This is a genomic window from Clostridium phoceensis, from assembly GCF_001244495.1.
Lineage (GTDB): Bacteria > Bacillota > Clostridia > Oscillospirales > Oscillospiraceae > Lawsonibacter > Lawsonibacter asaccharolyticus.
In genome coordinates, this window is sequence record NZ_LN866274.1 from 687,038 (window position 1) to 703,717 (window position 16,680).

Sequence of the window (16,680 nt, forward strand, 5' to 3'; positions counted from 1 at the left end):
TGGAGGTTTTTTATGGGGTTTGATCTGGAGATCAGCGTTCCGGCGCTGACGGTTTTCATACAGGGCATTCTCAGCTTCTTCTCCCCCTGCGTCCTGCCTCTGGTCCCCTTATATGTGGGCTATCTGGCAGGCGGGGCCAAGACGGTGGAGGCGGACGGCACCATCCGCTACCCCAGGGGGCGGGTGATGTGGAACACCCTGTTTTTTGTGCTGGGGATCAGCGCCACCTTTTTCCTGCTGGGCTTCGGCTTCACCGCTTTGGGGCAGTTTTTCAGCGATAACCGGCTGTGGTTTGCCCGGATCAGCGGCATTATCATGGTGCTGTTCGGGCTGTACCAGCTGGGGGTGTTTGGACATTCCATGGCGCTGGAGCGGGAGCACAGGCTGCCCTTCCGGCTGGGCGGCCGGACCATGGGGCCGCTGGTGGCCCTGGTCCTGGGCTTTACCTTCAGTTTCGCTTGGACCCCCTGTGTAGGGCCGGTGCTGGGGAGCGTGCTCCTGATGGCCTCATCCTCGGCTTCGGCCCCGGCAGCGGCGCTGCTCATCGGGGTGTACACCCTGGGCTTTGTGCTGCCCTTCCTAGCGGTGGGGCTGTTCACCGGCGGGGTGCTGTCCTTCTTCAAGCGGCACCAGCAGGTGGTGCGCTGGACGGGGAAGGCGGGGGCGGCTCTGCTGATCCTGATGGGGGTGATGACCTTTACCGGCTTTATGAACGGCTTCACCGAATATCTGTCCCAGACCGGCTCCGCCGTGCCTCAGAGTCAGAGCGTCGGCAGCGGGGAGGAGCCGTCCGCCTCCACAGATGCAGACAACGGTGCGTCGGAGCCGCCGGTGGTCCCTGCCCCTGACTTTACCCTGGTGGACCAGTACGGGGAGGAGCACAGTCTGTCCGATTACAAGGGCAAGACCATTTTTCTCAATTTCTGGGCCACCTGGTGCGGCCCCTGCCGGGGGGAAATGCCGGATATCCAGGCGCTGTATGAGGAGTATGGCGGGAACCAGGGGGACCTGGTGGTACTGGGAGTGGCCGCCCCTGGGCTGGGGCAGGAGGGGACCCAGGAGGAGATCGCCATCTTCCTGGAAGAGAACGGCTATACCTTCCCCACAGTGATGGACACGGAGTACCAGCTCACCTATCAGTACGGCATCCGGGCCTACCCCACCACCTGGATGATCGACGGGGAGGGCAATCTCTACGGCTATGTGGAGAGCGCCATGACAGGGGAGATCATGAGGGATATCGTGGAACAGACCATGGAGGCCCAGCCATAAAAAAGAAACATGCCCCGCCCGCTCCAATGGGAGCGGGCGGGGCATGTTTGACTGTGTGGGTCCATCAGGGGGAGGTGGTGTAGAGGGAAGAAGTATCCTCAGCTCCATCCGTCATGGCGTACCAGCGATCGGCTTGGGCATGGGTGCGGGCGATGCGGGTGTCGGTGAGAACGCCCAGCTCCTCCAGAACGGCCAGGGTGTGGGAGGCCTGGGGGGTGAGGGTGATGGCCACGGAGCCGCCCCGGTGCACCATGCTGTCCTGCTCCGTCAGGTAGAAGCTGAAGTCCAGGTCAGCCTCACAGGTGTTCTCCCGGCGGTCCTGGTCCTCAAAAAGGTAGCGGGTGCCGATGGTGCCCGCGTCGAAATCGGTCAGCACGGCCTGCCACAGCTGCTCCGCCTGGGCGGCGGAGAGGGAGGCAGACTCGTGGCTCTGGGTCTGGATGTCCCAGAGATCGTAGACGTACGCCTCCGTCAGGCTCCAGTCCGCGGACTGGTCAAGTCCATAGCCGGCCCGGACGAAGCTCCGGTCAGAGACCAGCTGATCCAGAGCCCATGTGACGGTGCCCTCCATCCCCTGCTCCGCCCGGTACAGCGGAACGCCGTGGTAGTAGCGGCGGATGCTCTGTCCGTTGGACAGGGTGTAGGAGAGGGAGATGTAGAAGGAGTCGTCATAGATGCTATCCTCCCTGGAGCGGGCAGCTACGATGGCCTGGTGGAGGGCGGTGATCTGGGCGACCTGCTCCGGGTCGGTGATCTGGACGCTCCCGCCGAAGCCGTCGCTGGGATAGGTGCTGCCCTCCAGATCCACAGTCACCTGGCTCACCTCGCCGGAGGCGGGGACGTAGTCCTGATAGCCGGTGAGATCCAGCCGGATGCACAGGAACAGGGCGGAGAGCAGCGCCAGCAGGACCAGGCAGCCCGGCCAGGCGGAGAAGACGCGGAAGGACTTGCGCAGCAGCATCTCCGCCAGAAAATAGCCCACTGCAGCCCAGAAGAGGATGGACAGCACCAGGGAGAGCTGGCCGTCTCCGAACAGCACATAGTAGGTAAAGGTGCCGCCGGAGAGACCGGCGCAGACGGCCACCCCGTACTTGAAGATGGGGCGGACCACCCGCACGGAGACCACGTCTCCCGCCGACTCCATCTGGCGGGCGCGGTAGATCAACAGGGCGGCCGCAGACAAGGCCACCCCCACACCGGCGTAGACCGCCACCACGGCGGGCTGGGCAAGCTGATAGGCCCCGCTGTCCGCAGCCTGGGTCCAGGATACAGCACCGCCCAGTTTCTCCAGAGGGGTGAGCCAGGCCACAGCCTGCTGGGTGGTGCCGCTCAGGCCGTTGTAGCCGTAGAGAAACAGGTAGAGCACCGAGTCCATCAGCGTGCTGATGATAGCCGCCAGGCAGTTCAGCACCCCGTAGAAGACAGGCAGAGCCAGCAGATGGCCGGTGAACATGGCACAGAAGACGGCAAAGGAGTAGAAGAAGAGGCAGGAGGCGGACTGGACCAGCAGCCATATGGCCAGCGCCTTCAGATCCAGACAGTTCCCCACAGCCTCGCCGGCCAGGGTGAGGCCAAAGATGGCGGCGTTGGGCAGCAGCAGGAAGCTGAGCCCGGACAGATAGTTGGTGAAAAACAGAGCCTCCCGCCGCAGGGGCAGGGCGTGCATCATGCAGGCGGAGCGGCTGGCATCCAGATAGCTGAACACCGCCATAGCGGCCAGCAGGCCAAAGATGACGGCCAGCACCGTGCCCAAGTTCAGGGAGTAGCCCACCGAGACCCGGGAAAAATAGTCCAGGCTGTGCGCAAGGTCCTCCAGAGCCCAGTTCTGCCCCCGCTGGATCGTGGTGAGCAGATTGAGGGGCAGGGCAAACAGCCAGATCACCGAGTACAGGGCCCAGATGGGCCAGAAGCGGCTGAGGTTTTTGCGGTAGAGGGTGGAATTAAAGCATGATGTCACGGACCGCATAGTCCTCACCTCCCAGTTCATAGATAAAGATCTCCTCCAGCGTCAGAGGCAGGGCCTCCATCAGGATGGGCTGGAACGCGGCGAGCCGGCTTTTGATGACGTCGGAGCTGCCCCGGACGATCAGGGTGTGGATGCGGCCCACCTGGGTGACATGGAGCAGGTCCAGGTCCTCCGGCAGCTTGGGCATCTCCGGCTCCTGAAATACGATCTGCATCTTGACCACGTTGTCCTGAAGATCGGTGAGGGAGCGCTGCAGGAGCACCTTGCCCCGGCTGAGGATGCCCACGTGGTCGCACACGTCTTCCAGTTCCCGCAGATTGTGGGAGGAGACCAGCACCGTGGTCCCCCGCTGGGCCACGTCCCCCATGAGCAGGGACCAGACCTGACGCCGCATCACCGGGTCCAGGCCGTCTACCGGCTCGTCCAAGACCAGCAGGTCGGGGTTGCAGCACAGAGCCAGCCAAAAGGCGGACTGCTTCTGCATCCCCTTGGACAGGCGGCGGATGGGCTGTTTCTCGTCTACTGCCGGGAAGGCCTCCTTCAGCACCTGATAGCGCTTGTCATCAAAGGCGGGATACAGCCCCCGGTAAAACTTCATCATGTCCCGGGTGGAGGCGGACAGAAAGTAGTACAGGTCGTCGGGGATAAAGGCCACCCGGGACTTCACCGCCGGATTTTCGTACACCGGCGCCCCGTCCACCGTGATGGTGCCCGAGTCGGGGCGGTAGATGCCGGTGATGTGCCGCAGGATGGTGGACTTTCCCGCGCCGTTAGGGCCCACCAGCCCATAGATGGAGCCCTTCTCCACCTCCATGGTGAGCCCATCCAGGGCGCGGAAGCCGTCGAAGGTCTTGACGACGTTGTTTACCTTGATCATTGGACCTCTCCCCCTTTTTCCCGGATGCGGGCGATCAGCCGATCCCGCGTGACCCCCAGGTACAGCAGCTCGGCTGTCAGACTGTCGAACTGCCCCAGCAGCCGGTCCCGCCGCTCCTCATCCACCCCGGTGCGGGGGGCCGCGAAGCTGCCCTTCCCAGGGATAGAATAGACATAGCCCTCCGCCTCCAGGGACTCATAGGCCCGCTGGATGGTGTTGGGGTTGATGGCAAGATTGCTGGCCAGGGACCGCACAGAGGGGAGCTTTTCCCCCTCCTGGATGGCGCCGCTCACCATCAGCCGGCGCAGATTGTCCCGCACCTGCTCGTAGATGGGCCGGGCATCCCGGTAGTCCAGATTCAGCATACTGCCGCCTCCCTTCAAACTGTATTCACTGTATTAGTACAGTTAGTCTATGCGGACGGGACCGAAAAATCAAGCAAGAAATCCTTAAGATTTTCTTAGGATTTATCTCAGGGGGAGAGAGGACCGTCAGATCTCCACGCAAAAAGGGAGAAGATTTACCATTTCTTAATCTGTTTCCGTTTGAAAAAGGCGAGCGGCCGTGATATAGTATAGGCGAAAAGAGCATCAGAAGAAGGAGGCTCCCACACATGACTGCGACTGTCGGATTTATCGGAACGGGGAACATGGGCGCTGCTCTGGCCCGGGCCGTCTGTAAAACTGTGCCCCCCCAGCAGGTGCTGCTGGCCAACCGCACCCCCGCCAAGGCGGAAGCCCTGGCCGAAGAGCTGGGCTGCGCCGCAGGTACCAATGAAGAGGTTGCCCGCGCCTGCCGGCTGATCTTTCTGGGAGTGAAGCCCCAGGTGATGGGGGAGATGCTGGCCTCTCTTACCCCTGTGCTGAAGGAGCGGGAGGACTGCTTTGTGCTGGTGACCATGGCCGCCGGCCTGACCTGTGCCCGGATCCGGGAGATGGCGGGGGTGGACTGCCCGGTGATCCGGGTGATGCCCAACACCCCCGCGGCCATCGGCGAGGGGGTGCTCCAGTTCTGCGGCCTGGGGACCACGGAGGAGGATATGGCCTCCTTCCGAAACCTGATGGCCCCCGCCGGGCTGGTGGATCAGGTGCCTGAGGGGCTGATAGACGCAGCCAGCTGCGTGTCCGGCTGCGGCCCCGCTTTTGCCTACCTGTTCCTGGAGGCCCTGGCGGACGGCGGGGTGGCCTGCGGCCTGCCCCGGGACAAGGCGCTGGCCTACGCCGCCCAGATGCTGGCCGGGTCGGCCCGGATGGTGCTGGAGACCGGCGCTCACCCCGGTGCCCTGAAGGACGCGGTGTGCTCCCCCGGGGGCAGCACCATCCAAGGGGTGCGGGCGCTGGAAAAGGGCGGTCTGCGGGCCGCCGCCATGGACGCGGTGCTGGCCGCCTATGAAAAGACGCAGGAATTGGGGAAAAAATAAGGGGCAGGCGGAGCCAGGGAGGACAGGGGAACGGCCCTGTCCTCCGGCTCCCGAGCTGAATAAAGGGGTTTGATGCTATGAAGATCGTGGTCAAGGTGGGCACCTCCACTCTGGCGCATGCCACGGGGCGGCTGAACATCCGCCATGTGGAGGAGCTGGTCAAGGTGCTCTCCGACCTGAAGAATGCAGGACACCAGATCATCCTGGTGTCCTCCGGCGCCATCGGCATGGGGGTGGGCAAGCTGAATCTGCCCTGCCGGCCCACTGACATGCCCGGCAAGCAGGCGGCCGCCGCCGTGGGACAGTGCGAGCTGATGTACACCTACGACCGGCTGTTCACCCAATACAACCACACTGTGGCCCAGATCCTCCTCACTGGGGAGGACATCGACCACAGCGACCGGAGGGAGAACTTCCAGAACACCATCTTCCGCCTGCTGGAGCTGGGCGCCCTGCCGATCATCAACGAGAACGACACCGTGGCCACCGCTGAGATCAAGGTAGGGGACAACGATACCCTGGGGGCCGTGGTGGCCTGCACAGTGAAAGCGGACCTGCTGGTCCTGCTCAGCGATATCCAGGGGCTCTACACCGCAGATCCCCGCAAGGACCCGGGTGCCCGGCTGATCCCGGTGGTGGAGGAGATCACTGCCGACATCGAGGCGCTGGCCGGCGGGGCTGGCTCCGGCCTGGGCACGGGGGGCATGGCCACCAAGCTGCGGGCCGCCCGCATGGTGACCGGCCAGGGCTGCGACATGATCATCACCAACGGGGACCAGCCCCAGCTGCTCTATGATATCGTGGAGGGGAAGCAGGTGGGGACCCGGTTCCTGGGCCGGCGGGCCTGACGGGGCTCAAAGGCGAAGGACCACAAGGAGGCGGAAGGGATGACCACACAAGAACTGCTTGCGCGTGCCAGACAGGCCAGAGGGGCCATGGCTCTGGCGGATACACAGACCAAGGACCGGGCCCTGCTGGCCATGGCGGAGGAGCTGGAGGCGGACACGGCCCCCATCCTGGCGGCCAACGCCCTGGATCTGGAGGGGGCCCGGGGCCGCATCTCCGAGGTGATGCTGGACCGGCTGGCCCTCAGCCCGGACCGGATCGCCGGCATGGCGAAGGGGATCCGGGAGGTGGCGGCCCTCCCTGACCCGGTGGGGGCTGTCCTCAGCCGGGTGGAGCGGCCCAACGGGCTGGTGATCGAGAAGACCGCCGTCCCAATGGGAGTCATCGCCATCATCTATGAGAGCCGGCCCAATGTCACCAGCGACGCCGCAGCCCTGGCCCTGAAGGCGGGCTCCGCCTGTGTGCTCCGCTGCGGGAAGGAGGCCCACCGCTCCGCCGCGGCCATCGTCTCCGCCCTGTGCCGGGGCCTCTCCCGGGCCGGACTGCCCCAGGAGGCCCTGTGTCTGGTGGAGGACACCACCCGGGCCTCCGCACACGAGCTGATGACCGCCAGCGGATACGTGGACCTGCTCATCCCCCGGGGGGGCGCGGGGCTGATCCGGGCCTGTGTGGACAATGCCACCGTCCCCGTCATCGAGACGGGCACCGGCATCTGCCACGTCTATGTGGACCGGGCGGCGGACCTGGACATGGCGCTGGACATCCTGGAGAACGCCAAGTGCAGCCGGCCCAGCGTGTGCAACGCCGCCGAGGTGTGCCTGGTCCACCGGGAGGCGGCCCCGGTCTTTCTGCCCCGGATGCGGGAGCGGCTGACGGATGCCAGGGCAGCCCGGGGGGAGCGGCCGGTGGAGCTGCGCCTGGACGGGACGGCGGCCGGGATCATCCCCGGCACGCCCGCGGGTCCGGAGGACTTCGACACCGAGTTTTTGGACTATATCCTGGCTGTCCGGGTGGTGGACGGGACGGAGGAGGCCATCCGCCACATCGCAGCCCACTCCACCGGCCACTCGGAGGCCATCGTGACAGAGGACGGGGAGGCGGCCCGGCGCTTCCTGGCGGCGGTGGACTCAGCGGCGGTGTACTGGAACGCCTCCACCCGCTTCACCGACGGGGGGGAGTTTGGCCTGGGCTGCGAGATGGGCATCTCCACCCAGAAGCTCCACGCCCGGGGCCCCCTGGGGCTGGCCGAGCTGTGCAGCTTCAAGTTCGTGATCCGGGGCGGGGGACAGATCCGCTGAGGCGCCCCCTCTCTTTTCCAGCTGACAAATGCGCGGTCTCCGGGTATGATGGGAGCAGAGCGACACTCTCATCAGAGCCGTGAGCCAGATATCGCGGGGACGGCCCAGAACCGCCCGCCGCGGCATCCCATTTCCGCCCCCCTTTTCCCAACTGGGTGAAAGGGAGGAAAATACCCATGAAAGGACTGATATCCGATGCACAAGCATCTGCTGGAGTTCTGCCGCCTGACGGGAGAGCTCCTGGAAAGCGAGCCGGTGCGGATGATGGGCCGCTGGCAGCACCACGGCCGGATCACCACCCTGGACCACTCCCTGTTCGTGGCCTACCTGTCCTTCCGGGCAGCCCGGTGGCTGCGTCTGGATGAACGGGCCGCCGCCCGCGGGGGCCTGCTCCACGACCTGTACCTCTATGACCCCCGGGACAAGTCCGCCCACCCCGGCAGCCAGTGCTTCGACCACCCCAGGGCCGCAGCCCGGAATGCCGAGCAGGTGACCAAGCTCTCCGATAAGGAGCGCAACATTATCCTGTCCCACATGTGGCCCCTGGGCGGGGCACTGCCCCGGTCCCTGGAGGCCCTGCTGGTGGACCTGGTGGATACCTTCTGCGCGGGGCTGGAGCTCTCCCACATCTATCACCCAGGCCGCCTGCGGGAGAAGCTGGGCGTGGTCCCCCTGGCGGGTTCCCCCCAGGCCGACGCGGCCTGATCTGCTCCGCACCTCCTCATGCCCCGGCAGCGTCTGCTGCCGGGGCATTTTTAGACATTTTCAGGAAAAGAGAGACTGGAATAAAAAATTTCGGAAAAATTTCGAAAATTTCTCGAAAAATTCTCTTGAACCCAGGAAAATTTCTTGCTATTATGCTATAATGGTTGGGGATATCCGCATAACGTTCCGGATTTGTGCAGTTTGATGGAGAAGCCCCACGCATGTCCGTGCTGATCGGCACTGCCGTCACAATAGAGGAACAGAGAGCAAGCAGATTTGGTGACCGACCCGGCCAGGTACCGGCGGTCCACGTAAGGAAGGAAGTTGTTTATGATCGCACACGGGAAGGATATCAAGGTATTCACCGGAAACTCCAACCCCAAGCTGGCCCAGAACATCTGTCAGGAGCTGGGCATCCCTCTGGGCGACTCCGAGGTGGGAGCCTTCTCCGACGGGGAGAATTTCGCCTCTATCTATGAGACCGTCCGCGGCTCCGACGTCTTTGTGGTGCAGTCCACCTGCTCCTTCCGCAAGGACGACAAGAGCGGTTCCGTCAACGATGCGCTGATGGAGCTGCTCATTATGATCGACGCCCTGCGCCGGGCCTCCGCCGGCCGGATCACCGCTGTGATCCCCTACTTCGGCTACGCCCGCCAGGACCGCAAGACCAAGCCCCGAGACCCCATCTCAGCCAAGCTGGTGGCCAACCTGATCGCGGAGGCCGGCGCAGACCGGGTGCTGACCATGGACCTGCACGCCAACCAGATCCAGGGCTTCTTCGACATCCCGGTGGACAACCTGCTGGGCTCCCCCATCTTTGTGGACCACTTCACCAAGAAGTACGCGGACTGCCATGACGACACCATGGTGGTCTCCCCCGATGTGGGGTCGGTGTCCCGGGCCCGGGCCTTTGCCCAGAAGCTGAACATGCCCCTGGCCATCGTGGACAAGCGCCGCCAGAAGGCCAACTCCTCCGAGGTCATGAATATCATCGGCGACGTGCGGGGCAAGCACGTCATCCTGCTGGACGATATGGTGGATACGGGCGGCTCCCTGTGCCACGCGGCTCAGGCCCTGATGGAGATCGGCGGCGCCCAGGATGTGACCGCCTGCGCCAGCCACGGCGTCCTCTCTGGTCCGGCCATCGACCGCATCAACAGCAGCGTGCTGGACGAGGTCATCTTCCTGGATACCATCCCGGCCAAGCCCGGCGTCAAGTGCGACAAGATCAAGTACATCTCGGTGGCCCACATGTTCGCGGAGGCCATCAGCCACATCTATATGGAGACCTCCGTCTCCCCGCTGTTCCTGTAAGAGAGAGCGGGGACCGGAAGGGCGCGAAAACAGGGGGCGGGTAGCCAATACCCGCCCCTCTTCAGACTGTTTGAGGAGACCGATATGCTGTTTGGAAATGGAACCGGCGGGGTGGACTGGGTCCTGGTCTGCCTGGGCAACCCGGGGGAGAAATACGAAAACACCCGGCACAATGTGGGCTTCATGGTAGCTGACGAGCTGGGCGAGCGCCAGCACGCCCCCATCCAGAGGCTGAAATATAAGGCGCTGACCAACGTGTTCACCATCTCCGGCCAGAAGGTGCTGGTGATGAAGCCCGTCACCTTCATGAACCTGTCCGGGGAGGCGGTGCGCCAGGCGGTGGACTTCTATAAGGTGGCGCCGGACCACGTGCTGGTGGTCTCTGACGACACCGCCCTGGCTGTGGGCCGTCTGCGTATCCGCAGGGGGGGCTCGGCCGGGGGTCATAACGGCCTGAAAAACATCATCCTCCACTTGGGGACAGACCAGTTTCCCCGGCTGCGGGTGGGGGTGGGGGAGAAGCCCCACCCGGATTATGATATGGCGGACTGGGTGCTGGGCAAGTTCCAGGGGGAGGACGAAAAGGCCATCGACCAGGCGGTGAAGCGGGCCGCCGACGCAGTGGAGTGCATCCTGGCCGAGGGCATCGACCGGGGGATGAGCCGGTTCAACGGCTGAGGGAGAGCTGGTCCAGCTCCTGTCCCAGCTCCAGGCCCAGGGCCAGCCCGGTGAGGAGCATCTGCCGGCCCTCGGAGGCGCCCACCTCCATGGCCGCGCCCCAGATGCGGTCCGCCTCGTCCTCGCCTGTCAGCTGATACAGCCGCTGTAGGAAGGGAAAGCTCTCTTCGGATACCCGGTCCATGTCCGGGGTGGGGGGAAGGGCCTCCACATAGTCCAGAAGGATGGAGATCAGGTCATACATACTAGGCGCTCCTTTCGTGTTCGGGACTTGTTACGTTATATTATATCGTGGGATATTATATCCGTCAAGAGGAAAGGGCAAAAAAATGGAGATTTTAGGCGCGCGCTTGAAAATATTGCGCAATGAGGCCGGAAAAACTCAGCAGGGAATGGCGGATTTCCTAGGATGCCAGGTCCGGCATTATCAGTTGATTGAAGCCGGAGGCAGCAATTTGCCGATTCCAAAGCTGATGAAAGTGGCGGACTATTTCGGCGTGTCGGTGGACTATCTTCTGGGGCGGACGGAGAACCGGGAGATCAACCGCTGACCCGGGCGGGGGAGACAGAGGTCTTCCCCGCTGTTTTGGTTCCGGCCTTTACACAGGAGGCGGGCCCTGCCTGCCATTCCCGGACCTGTGACGTGCCGCAGGGGCGTGCAAAGGCCGAAGGCATCCCGTAGGGGCGGCTTCCAGCGCCGCCCCCAAAGCCTTCCCCCCGCCGGGGGGAAGGTGTCGCGGCGCATGCCGTGACGGATGAGGGGTCTTCCTCCCCCCATCCCAGCCGCAGGATGGCCCCCAAAGGGTTCCGCCCTGCGGGGCGGCCGGCGGGCGCGCAAAGCGCGCCCCTACGCAGAGACCGAAGGCATCCCGTAGGGGGCCCGGGCCCCCCCCTGAATGGAGACCGGGGGCGGAAATCCCCGGGAATTTCCTTGACGGACCGGAGAAAAGGCGATATACTGTTGGAAAATGACCCCCTCCCTAAAGTCGGGAACGGGGGGCTTTGTCGCGCTTGTAATTTCCATATTTTTCTATTTGGTGGCCGCTATGAAACTTTTGAACGACATCTTGAACAATGTGCCGGAGTTCGGCCAGCTGCTGGCCGCCATGGACAGCGGCCGCTGTCCTGTGGCCCTGTCCGGGCTGTCGGCGGTCCACCGGGCCCACTTTGCTGCCGGGGTCTACGCCCGCACCGGCCGGCCGGTGGTGCTGGTGTGCGCCGACGAGGGGGAAGGGGAGCGGCTGGCCCGGGATCTGGAGTCCCTGACGGGGCAGCGGGTGCCGGTGCTCGCCCCCCGGTCCTACATCTTTCACAACGCGGCCACTGTCTCCCGCCAGTGGGAGCACCGGCGGCTGGCCCTGATGCGGGCCATGGCGGCGGGGGAGGTGCCCCTGCTGGTGGCGGCGGTGGAGGGACTGCTTCAGCGGACCCTGCCCCCGGAGGAGCTGGACCGGGCCTGGGCGGAGCTGCGGACCGGGGGGAGCTATGACCTGAACCAGCTGGCTGAGACACTGACCGCCGCCGGGTACAGCCGGTGCGACCAGGTGGAAGGCGTGGGACAGTTTGCCCTGCGGGGCGGGATCTTGGATGTCTACTCCCCAGGGATGGAGCAGCCCGTGCGGGCGGAGTTCTTCGGAGACGAGCTGGATGCTATGGGGCTGTTCGACCCCGCCACCCAGCGCCGGACGGAGAACGTGGAGCGGGCGGTGCTGCTGCCGGCGGCGGAGGCGCTGCCCCATCTGGCGCCCGGAGGGACGGCGGGGCTGGCAGCCCGGCTGGAGAAGCTGGCCGCAGGGGCGGAGAAGGCGGGGCGGCATGAGCTGGCCCAGACTCTGCGGCAGGACCGGGAGGCGCTGGAGCAGGGGCGGAGCTTCCCCGCCACGGACCGCTATCTGGCGCTGATCTATCCCCAGCTGGCCACGGCGGCCGACTACCTGCCGCCGGACGCCTGTGTGCTCTTTTCTGAGAGCAGCCGGGTGGGGGAGCGGGCCAAGACCTACCAGTGGCAGCTGGAGGAGGATGCCAAGTCCCTGATGGAGCGGGGGGAGCTGGACGGCTCCTGCGCCGTACTGTCCCGCACCTTCCCGGAGCTCAACGTCCGGCTGTCCGACTGGCCGACGGCCTATCTGGACTCCTTCACTCTGTCGGCTTATCCGGTGCCCCCCGGCTGCCTGCTGTCGGTGACGGCCAAGCAGCTGCCCTCCTTTGGCGCCAGCCTGGAGACGGCGGTCTCCGACCTGGACCACTACCAGCGCTCCGGCCTGGGCACCCTGGTGCTGGTGTCCAGCGAACAGAGGGCCCTGAATCTCCAGATGCTGCTGCGGGAGCAGGGCCTCCGGGCGGCGGTGGAGTTCCAGCCCCAGACCCTCCCTGGGCCAGGGGAGACCCTGGTCTCGGTGGGCGGCCTGTCCGCCGGGATGGAGTACCCGGAGGCCCGTCTGGCGGTACTCACCGAGGGACAGGGGGCGGCACTGAAAAAGCCCCGGCCCCGGAAGGCGGCCACCAACCGGGAGAAGCTGAAGTCCTATGCCGACCTGTCCCCCGGGGACCTGGTGGTCCACGAGCATCACGGTGTGGGCCGCTACATGGGGATGGTGAAGCTGCCTGCCGACGGGGTGGAGAAGGACTATGTGAAGATCGCCTACGCCGGCTCCGATGTGCTCTATGTCCCCGCCACCCAGCTGGACCTGGTGAGCAAGTACATCGGCGGGGGCGAGGACGCGGCGGAGACCAAAAAGCTCTCCCGCCTGGGGGGCACCGACTGGGAGAAGGCCAAGAGCAAGGCCAAAAAGGCGGTGAAGGATCTGGCCAAGGGCCTGATCCAGCTCTATGCCCAGCGGCAGCGGCAGCCCGGCTTCGCCTTCTCTCCCGACTCCCCCTGGCAGCGGGAATTCGAGGAGGAGTTCGAGTACGCAGAGACGGAGGACCAGCTGCGCTGCGTGGAGGAGATCAAGCGGGACATGGAGCGCCCGGTACCCATGGACCGGCTGCTGTGCGGCGACGTGGGCTACGGAAAGACGGAGGTGGCCTTCCGGGCCGTCATGAAATGCGTGCTGGACGGCAAGCAGGCCGCTGTGCTGGTGCCCACCACGGTGCTCGCCCGGCAGCATTTTCTCAACGCCCTGCGGCGCTTTGCCAAATATCCGGTGACCATCGATGTGGTCTCCCGCTTCCGCACCAGCGCCCAGATGAAGGAGACCCTGCGGCGGGTGGAGAGCGGTGAGGTGGACATCCTCATCGGCACCCACCGCCTGTTCAACCGGGACGTGCGCTTCAAGGACCTGGGTCTGCTGGTGGTGGACGAGGAGCAGCGCTTCGGCGTCCAGCACAAGGAGAAGCTGAAGGAGAACTTCCGTCAGGTGGATGTGCTGACCCTGTCCGCCACCCCCATCCCCCGGACGCTGAACATGGCCCTCAGCGGCATCCGGGACATGTCCACCCTGGAGGAGCCCCCCGCCGACCGCCAGCCGGTGCAGACCTATGTGCTGGAGCACGACTGGGGGGTGCTGGGGGACGCCATGCGCCGGGAGCTGGAGCGGGGCGGGCAGGTGTACTACCTCCACAACCGGGTGGAGACCATCGACCGCACCGCCAGCCGCATCCAGGCCATGCTGGGGGAGGATGCGGCGGTGGGGGTGGCCCACGGCAAGATGACCCAGGAGGCCATCGACGAGGTGATGAGCCGGATGACCGACGGGGAGCTGAACGTGCTGGTGTGCACCACCATCATCGAGACGGGCATCGACCTGCCCAACGCCAACACCCTCATCATCGAGGACGCCGACCGCCTGGGCCTGGCCCAGCTCCACCAGATCCGGGGCCGGGTAGGGCGGTCCAGCCGCCGGGCCTACGCCTACCTCACCTACCGCCGGGGCAAGGTGCTCACCGAGGTGGCCGCCAAGCGGCTGAGCGCCATCCGGGAGTTCGCCGAGTTCGGCTCCGGCTTCAAGATCGCCATGCGGGACCTGGAGATCCGGGGTGCGGGCAACGTGCTGGGGCCGGAGCAGAGCGGCTTCCTGTTGTCGGTAGGCTACGACATGTACTTGAAGCTGCTGGAGGAAGCGGTGCTTCAGGAGCAGGGCCAGCCGGTGCCTCCCAAGACCGAATGTGCCGCCGACCTGAGCGTGGCGGCGTCGGTGCCCGACCGGTACGTCCCCTCCCCGGAGCAGCGGATGGACCTGTACCGCCGCATCGCCGCCATCCGCAGCGAGGCGGAGGCGGACGACCTGGTGGATGAGCTCATCGACCGGTATGGCGAGCCCCCCCGCACGGTGAACAACCTGATCTCCGTGGCCCTGCTCCGCGCCGCGGCGGCGGAGGCCGGGATCACCGACATCGCCCAGAAGCAGGGGCAGCTGGTCTTTACCCTGGCCCGGTTCAGTCTGGAGCAGTTTTCCGCCCTGTGCGCCATGGACCGGTATCAGAACCGGCTGCTGCTCACTCCGGGGGAGGTGCCCCGCTTTACCTTCCGGCTGAAAAAGGGGGAGGACGCCCTGCGGGCCGCACGGCAGGTGGTGGACGACTTCGCGGGGGCAGAGGGCTGAAGCCGCCCCGCATTTCAGAGTGGGGAGTTTTTCCCTTCTCCATTGAAACCGGAAGACAGATGTGGTATGATATCAAACTGTATCCGGCCCTGTGGACCGGAACAGATCTGAATTGGATAAAACAGAAAGGAACTGCTCTTATGAGATCGATGAAACGGGCGGGGGCCCTGACCCTCGCGGCCCTGATCCTGGCCTTTTCCCTGACCGCCTGCGGTAAGGACGGCGGGAGCTCCGGGAGCGGCGCTTCTTCCAGTGCCGCCGGGAGCACCTCCAGCAGTGAACCGATCACCGTGGACCTGGACGCCGTCACGGATGTGTTCCTCACCACCGCCGGCATCCCGGGTGACACTGTGGTGGCCCAGGTGGGAGATGTGGACATCACCGCCGCTGAGCTGCTGTACTGGGTGGCGTACAGCGCCGACAGCATGCTCAGTTATTACAGCACCTATTTCGGCATCACCGAGCTGCCCTGGGATACGGAGGACGCCTCCGGCGTCACCCTGACCCAGGGGACTTTGGACAACGCGCTGAGGACTGCGGCCCTGTACGCCCTGATCCCCGGGATAGCGGAGGGGGAGGGCGTGACCCTGTCCCAGGACTTCCAGGACACCTTTGCCGATCAGCTGGCCACTATGACTGAGGCCATGGGGGGCGAGGACGTGATGGCCATGTACCTGTGGCAGTATCCCCTGACTCCTGAGCTCTACACCCAGCTGTGTGAGAGCGAGGACCTGAACGGCCAGCTTCAGGATAAGTATTTTGGAGAGAACGGCACCATGAAGCCCACCGACGCCGACCTGCTCTCCTACATCCAGAACGACCGGAAGCTGTACTCCGTCAAGCACATCCTGCTGCTGACCCAGGACCCGGAGACCGGAGAGCCCCTGGACGAGGCTGCCGCGGCGGAGAAGAAGGCTCAGGCGGAGGATCTGCTCCGCCAGCTGCGGGAGAGCAGCGACCCCGCCGCCCTGTTCGACCAGCTGATGAACGATTACAGCGAGGACACCGGACTGGCCACCAACCCGGACGGCTATCAGGCCGTGGAGGCAGGTCAGATGGTCCCCGAGTTCGAGGAGGCGTCCCTGGCCCTGGAGCCCGGCGAGATCAGTGACATCGTGGAGAGCGATTACGGCTACCACATCATCCTGCGCCTTCCCCTGGAGGTGGAGCCGGCCGACTATCAGGCGGACTTTGTGCAGGAGAAGATGACCCAGCTCCAGCAGGGCTGGCTGGATGAGCATGAGATCGTTACCAACGATGCCTTTGACCAGCTGGACGTGCCCGCCTTCTATGAGACGGTCACCGCCCTGCGGCAGGCGGTGAGCACCCGGATGGAGGAGCTGAGCGCCCAGGAGGACGCCTCCGCCTCCGCCGGGACCTCCGCCTCCGCCAGCGCCCCCGCCGCCAGCGGCAGCGCGCAGAACTGAGACCCTTCACAGCGTAGAAAAACCTCCGCCCTGCCCCCATGTGGGGGCAGGGCGGAGGTTTTTATATACCGGGGCCCTCCGGCAAAACGGGGCCTGCCCGCCGGAGAGCGGAGGAGAAGCGAAACAGGAGAACGGTGGTGCATAGGATCTGGACCACCAGCACCACCAGCAGGAACAGGGTCAGCGCGATGGAGAAGGAACTCAGGGGGCCGGAGCTGTCCACCCCCAGGTAAAACAGGACGGAGGCGGCGGTGGAGAGGACGGTGACCACCGTGCGGGCCCGGAGCAGGGCGGGGGAGAAGTCACGGCCCGTCTCTCCGGCGTGGCGGGCGG

General features: G+C 65.1%; 15 protein-coding genes. 10 read left to right on the forward strand and 5 right to left on the reverse strand.

Annotated features, from left to right (window positions below; translation table 11 throughout):
- Positions 1 to 12 precede the first annotated feature (12 nt).
- Positions 13 to 1,272: a redoxin domain-containing protein gene (locus BN1969_RS04035; RefSeq protein ID WP_050623129.1), complete on the forward strand. Its 1,260-nt coding sequence runs from the start codon at positions 13 to 15 to the stop codon at positions 1,270 to 1,272.
- Between the two features lie 64 nt (positions 1,273 to 1,336).
- Here the strand turns inward: BN1969_RS04035 and BN1969_RS04040 are convergent, their stop codons facing one another.
- From BN1969_RS04040 to BN1969_RS04050, 3 genes are read right to left on the reverse strand one after another with little or no spacing between them, the layout of a single operon-like run.
- Positions 1,337 to 3,238 (reverse strand): hypothetical protein, encoded by a 1,902-nt coding sequence (locus BN1969_RS04040; protein ID WP_050623130.1) that lies wholly within the window; start codon positions 3,236 to 3,238, stop codon positions 1,337 to 1,339.
- Positions 3,213 to 4,115 carry an ABC transporter ATP-binding protein gene (locus tag BN1969_RS04045; protein ID WP_050623131.1) on the reverse strand — a complete coding sequence of 301 codons (903 nt, stop codon included), beginning with the start codon at positions 4,113 to 4,115 and terminating at the stop codon, positions 3,213 to 3,215. Before BN1969_RS04045 ends, BN1969_RS04040 begins: the two co-directional genes overlap by 26 nt.
- Complete coding sequence (locus BN1969_RS04050) at positions 4,112 to 4,480, reverse strand: GntR family transcriptional regulator (protein ID WP_050623132.1); 369 nt, start codon at positions 4,478 to 4,480, stop codon at positions 4,112 to 4,114. Before BN1969_RS04050 ends, BN1969_RS04045 begins: the two co-directional genes overlap by 4 nt.
- 248 nt (positions 4,481 to 4,728) lie before the next feature.
- On the opposite strand from BN1969_RS04050, the gene proC reads away from it, so the two are divergent.
- The 6 genes from proC (at position 4,729) to pth (ending at position 10,376) form a co-directional block, all read left to right on the forward strand.
- The gene (gene proC / locus BN1969_RS04055) at positions 4,729 to 5,535 is read left to right on the forward strand and encodes a pyrroline-5-carboxylate reductase (RefSeq protein ID WP_050623133.1); all 807 of its coding nucleotides are present in this window, start codon (positions 4,729 to 4,731) and stop codon (positions 5,533 to 5,535) included.
- Between the two features lie 77 nt (positions 5,536 to 5,612).
- Positions 5,613 to 6,383 carry a glutamate 5-kinase gene (gene proB / locus BN1969_RS04060; RefSeq protein ID WP_050623134.1) on the forward strand — a complete coding sequence of 257 codons (771 nt, stop codon included), beginning with the start codon at positions 5,613 to 5,615 and terminating at the stop codon, positions 6,381 to 6,383.
- A 39-nt stretch (positions 6,384 to 6,422) separates the two neighbouring features.
- Positions 6,423 to 7,679: a glutamate-5-semialdehyde dehydrogenase gene (locus BN1969_RS04065; RefSeq protein ID WP_050623135.1), complete on the forward strand. Its 1,257-nt coding sequence runs from the start codon at positions 6,423 to 6,425 to the stop codon at positions 7,677 to 7,679.
- A 195-nt stretch (positions 7,680 to 7,874) separates the two neighbouring features.
- A complete protein-coding gene (locus tag BN1969_RS04070; RefSeq protein ID WP_050623136.1) occupies positions 7,875 to 8,384 on the forward strand; it encodes an HD domain-containing protein in 510 nt (169 codons plus the stop codon).
- 330 nt (positions 8,385 to 8,714) lie between these two features.
- Positions 8,715 to 9,698 (forward strand): ribose-phosphate diphosphokinase, encoded by a 984-nt coding sequence (locus BN1969_RS04075; RefSeq protein ID WP_050623137.1) that lies wholly within the window; start codon positions 8,715 to 8,717, stop codon positions 9,696 to 9,698.
- An 84-nt stretch (positions 9,699 to 9,782) separates the two neighbouring features.
- Positions 9,783 to 10,376 carry an aminoacyl-tRNA hydrolase gene (gene pth, locus BN1969_RS04080; protein WP_050623138.1) on the forward strand — a complete coding sequence of 198 codons (594 nt, stop codon included), beginning with the start codon at positions 9,783 to 9,785 and terminating at the stop codon, positions 10,374 to 10,376.
- Here pth and BN1969_RS04085 read toward each other — a convergent pair.
- Positions 10,366 to 10,620, reverse strand: coding sequence for a hypothetical protein (locus BN1969_RS04085; protein WP_050623139.1), 255 nt, complete (start codon positions 10,618 to 10,620; stop codon positions 10,366 to 10,368). The two genes, pth and BN1969_RS04085, sit on opposite strands and share 11 nt — an antisense overlap.
- An 85-nt stretch (positions 10,621 to 10,705) precedes the next feature.
- Here BN1969_RS04085 and BN1969_RS18835 point away from each other — a divergent pair, with 85 nt between their 5' ends.
- The 3 genes from BN1969_RS18835 (at position 10,706) to BN1969_RS04100 (ending at position 16,347) form a co-directional block, all read left to right on the forward strand.
- Positions 10,706 to 10,927 carry a helix-turn-helix domain-containing protein gene (locus BN1969_RS18835; protein WP_050623140.1) on the forward strand — a complete coding sequence of 74 codons (222 nt, stop codon included), beginning with the start codon at positions 10,706 to 10,708 and terminating at the stop codon, positions 10,925 to 10,927.
- A 495-nt stretch (positions 10,928 to 11,422) separates the two neighbouring features.
- Entirely contained in the window at positions 11,423 to 14,920 is a 3,498-nt protein-coding gene (gene mfd / locus BN1969_RS04095; protein ID WP_050625384.1) for a transcription-repair coupling factor, read from the forward strand.
- Between the two features lie 140 nt (positions 14,921 to 15,060).
- On the forward strand, positions 15,061 to 16,347 hold the full coding sequence (locus BN1969_RS04100) for a peptidylprolyl isomerase (protein ID WP_187120326.1): 1,287 nt from the start codon (positions 15,061 to 15,063) through the stop codon (positions 16,345 to 16,347).
- Between the two features lie 61 nt (positions 16,348 to 16,408).
- On the opposite strand, the gene BN1969_RS04105 is transcribed toward BN1969_RS04100, so the two are convergent.
- Positions 16,409 to 16,680 (reverse strand): hypothetical protein (locus BN1969_RS04105; protein WP_050623142.1); only part of this gene is annotated, 272 nt, incomplete at its 5' end.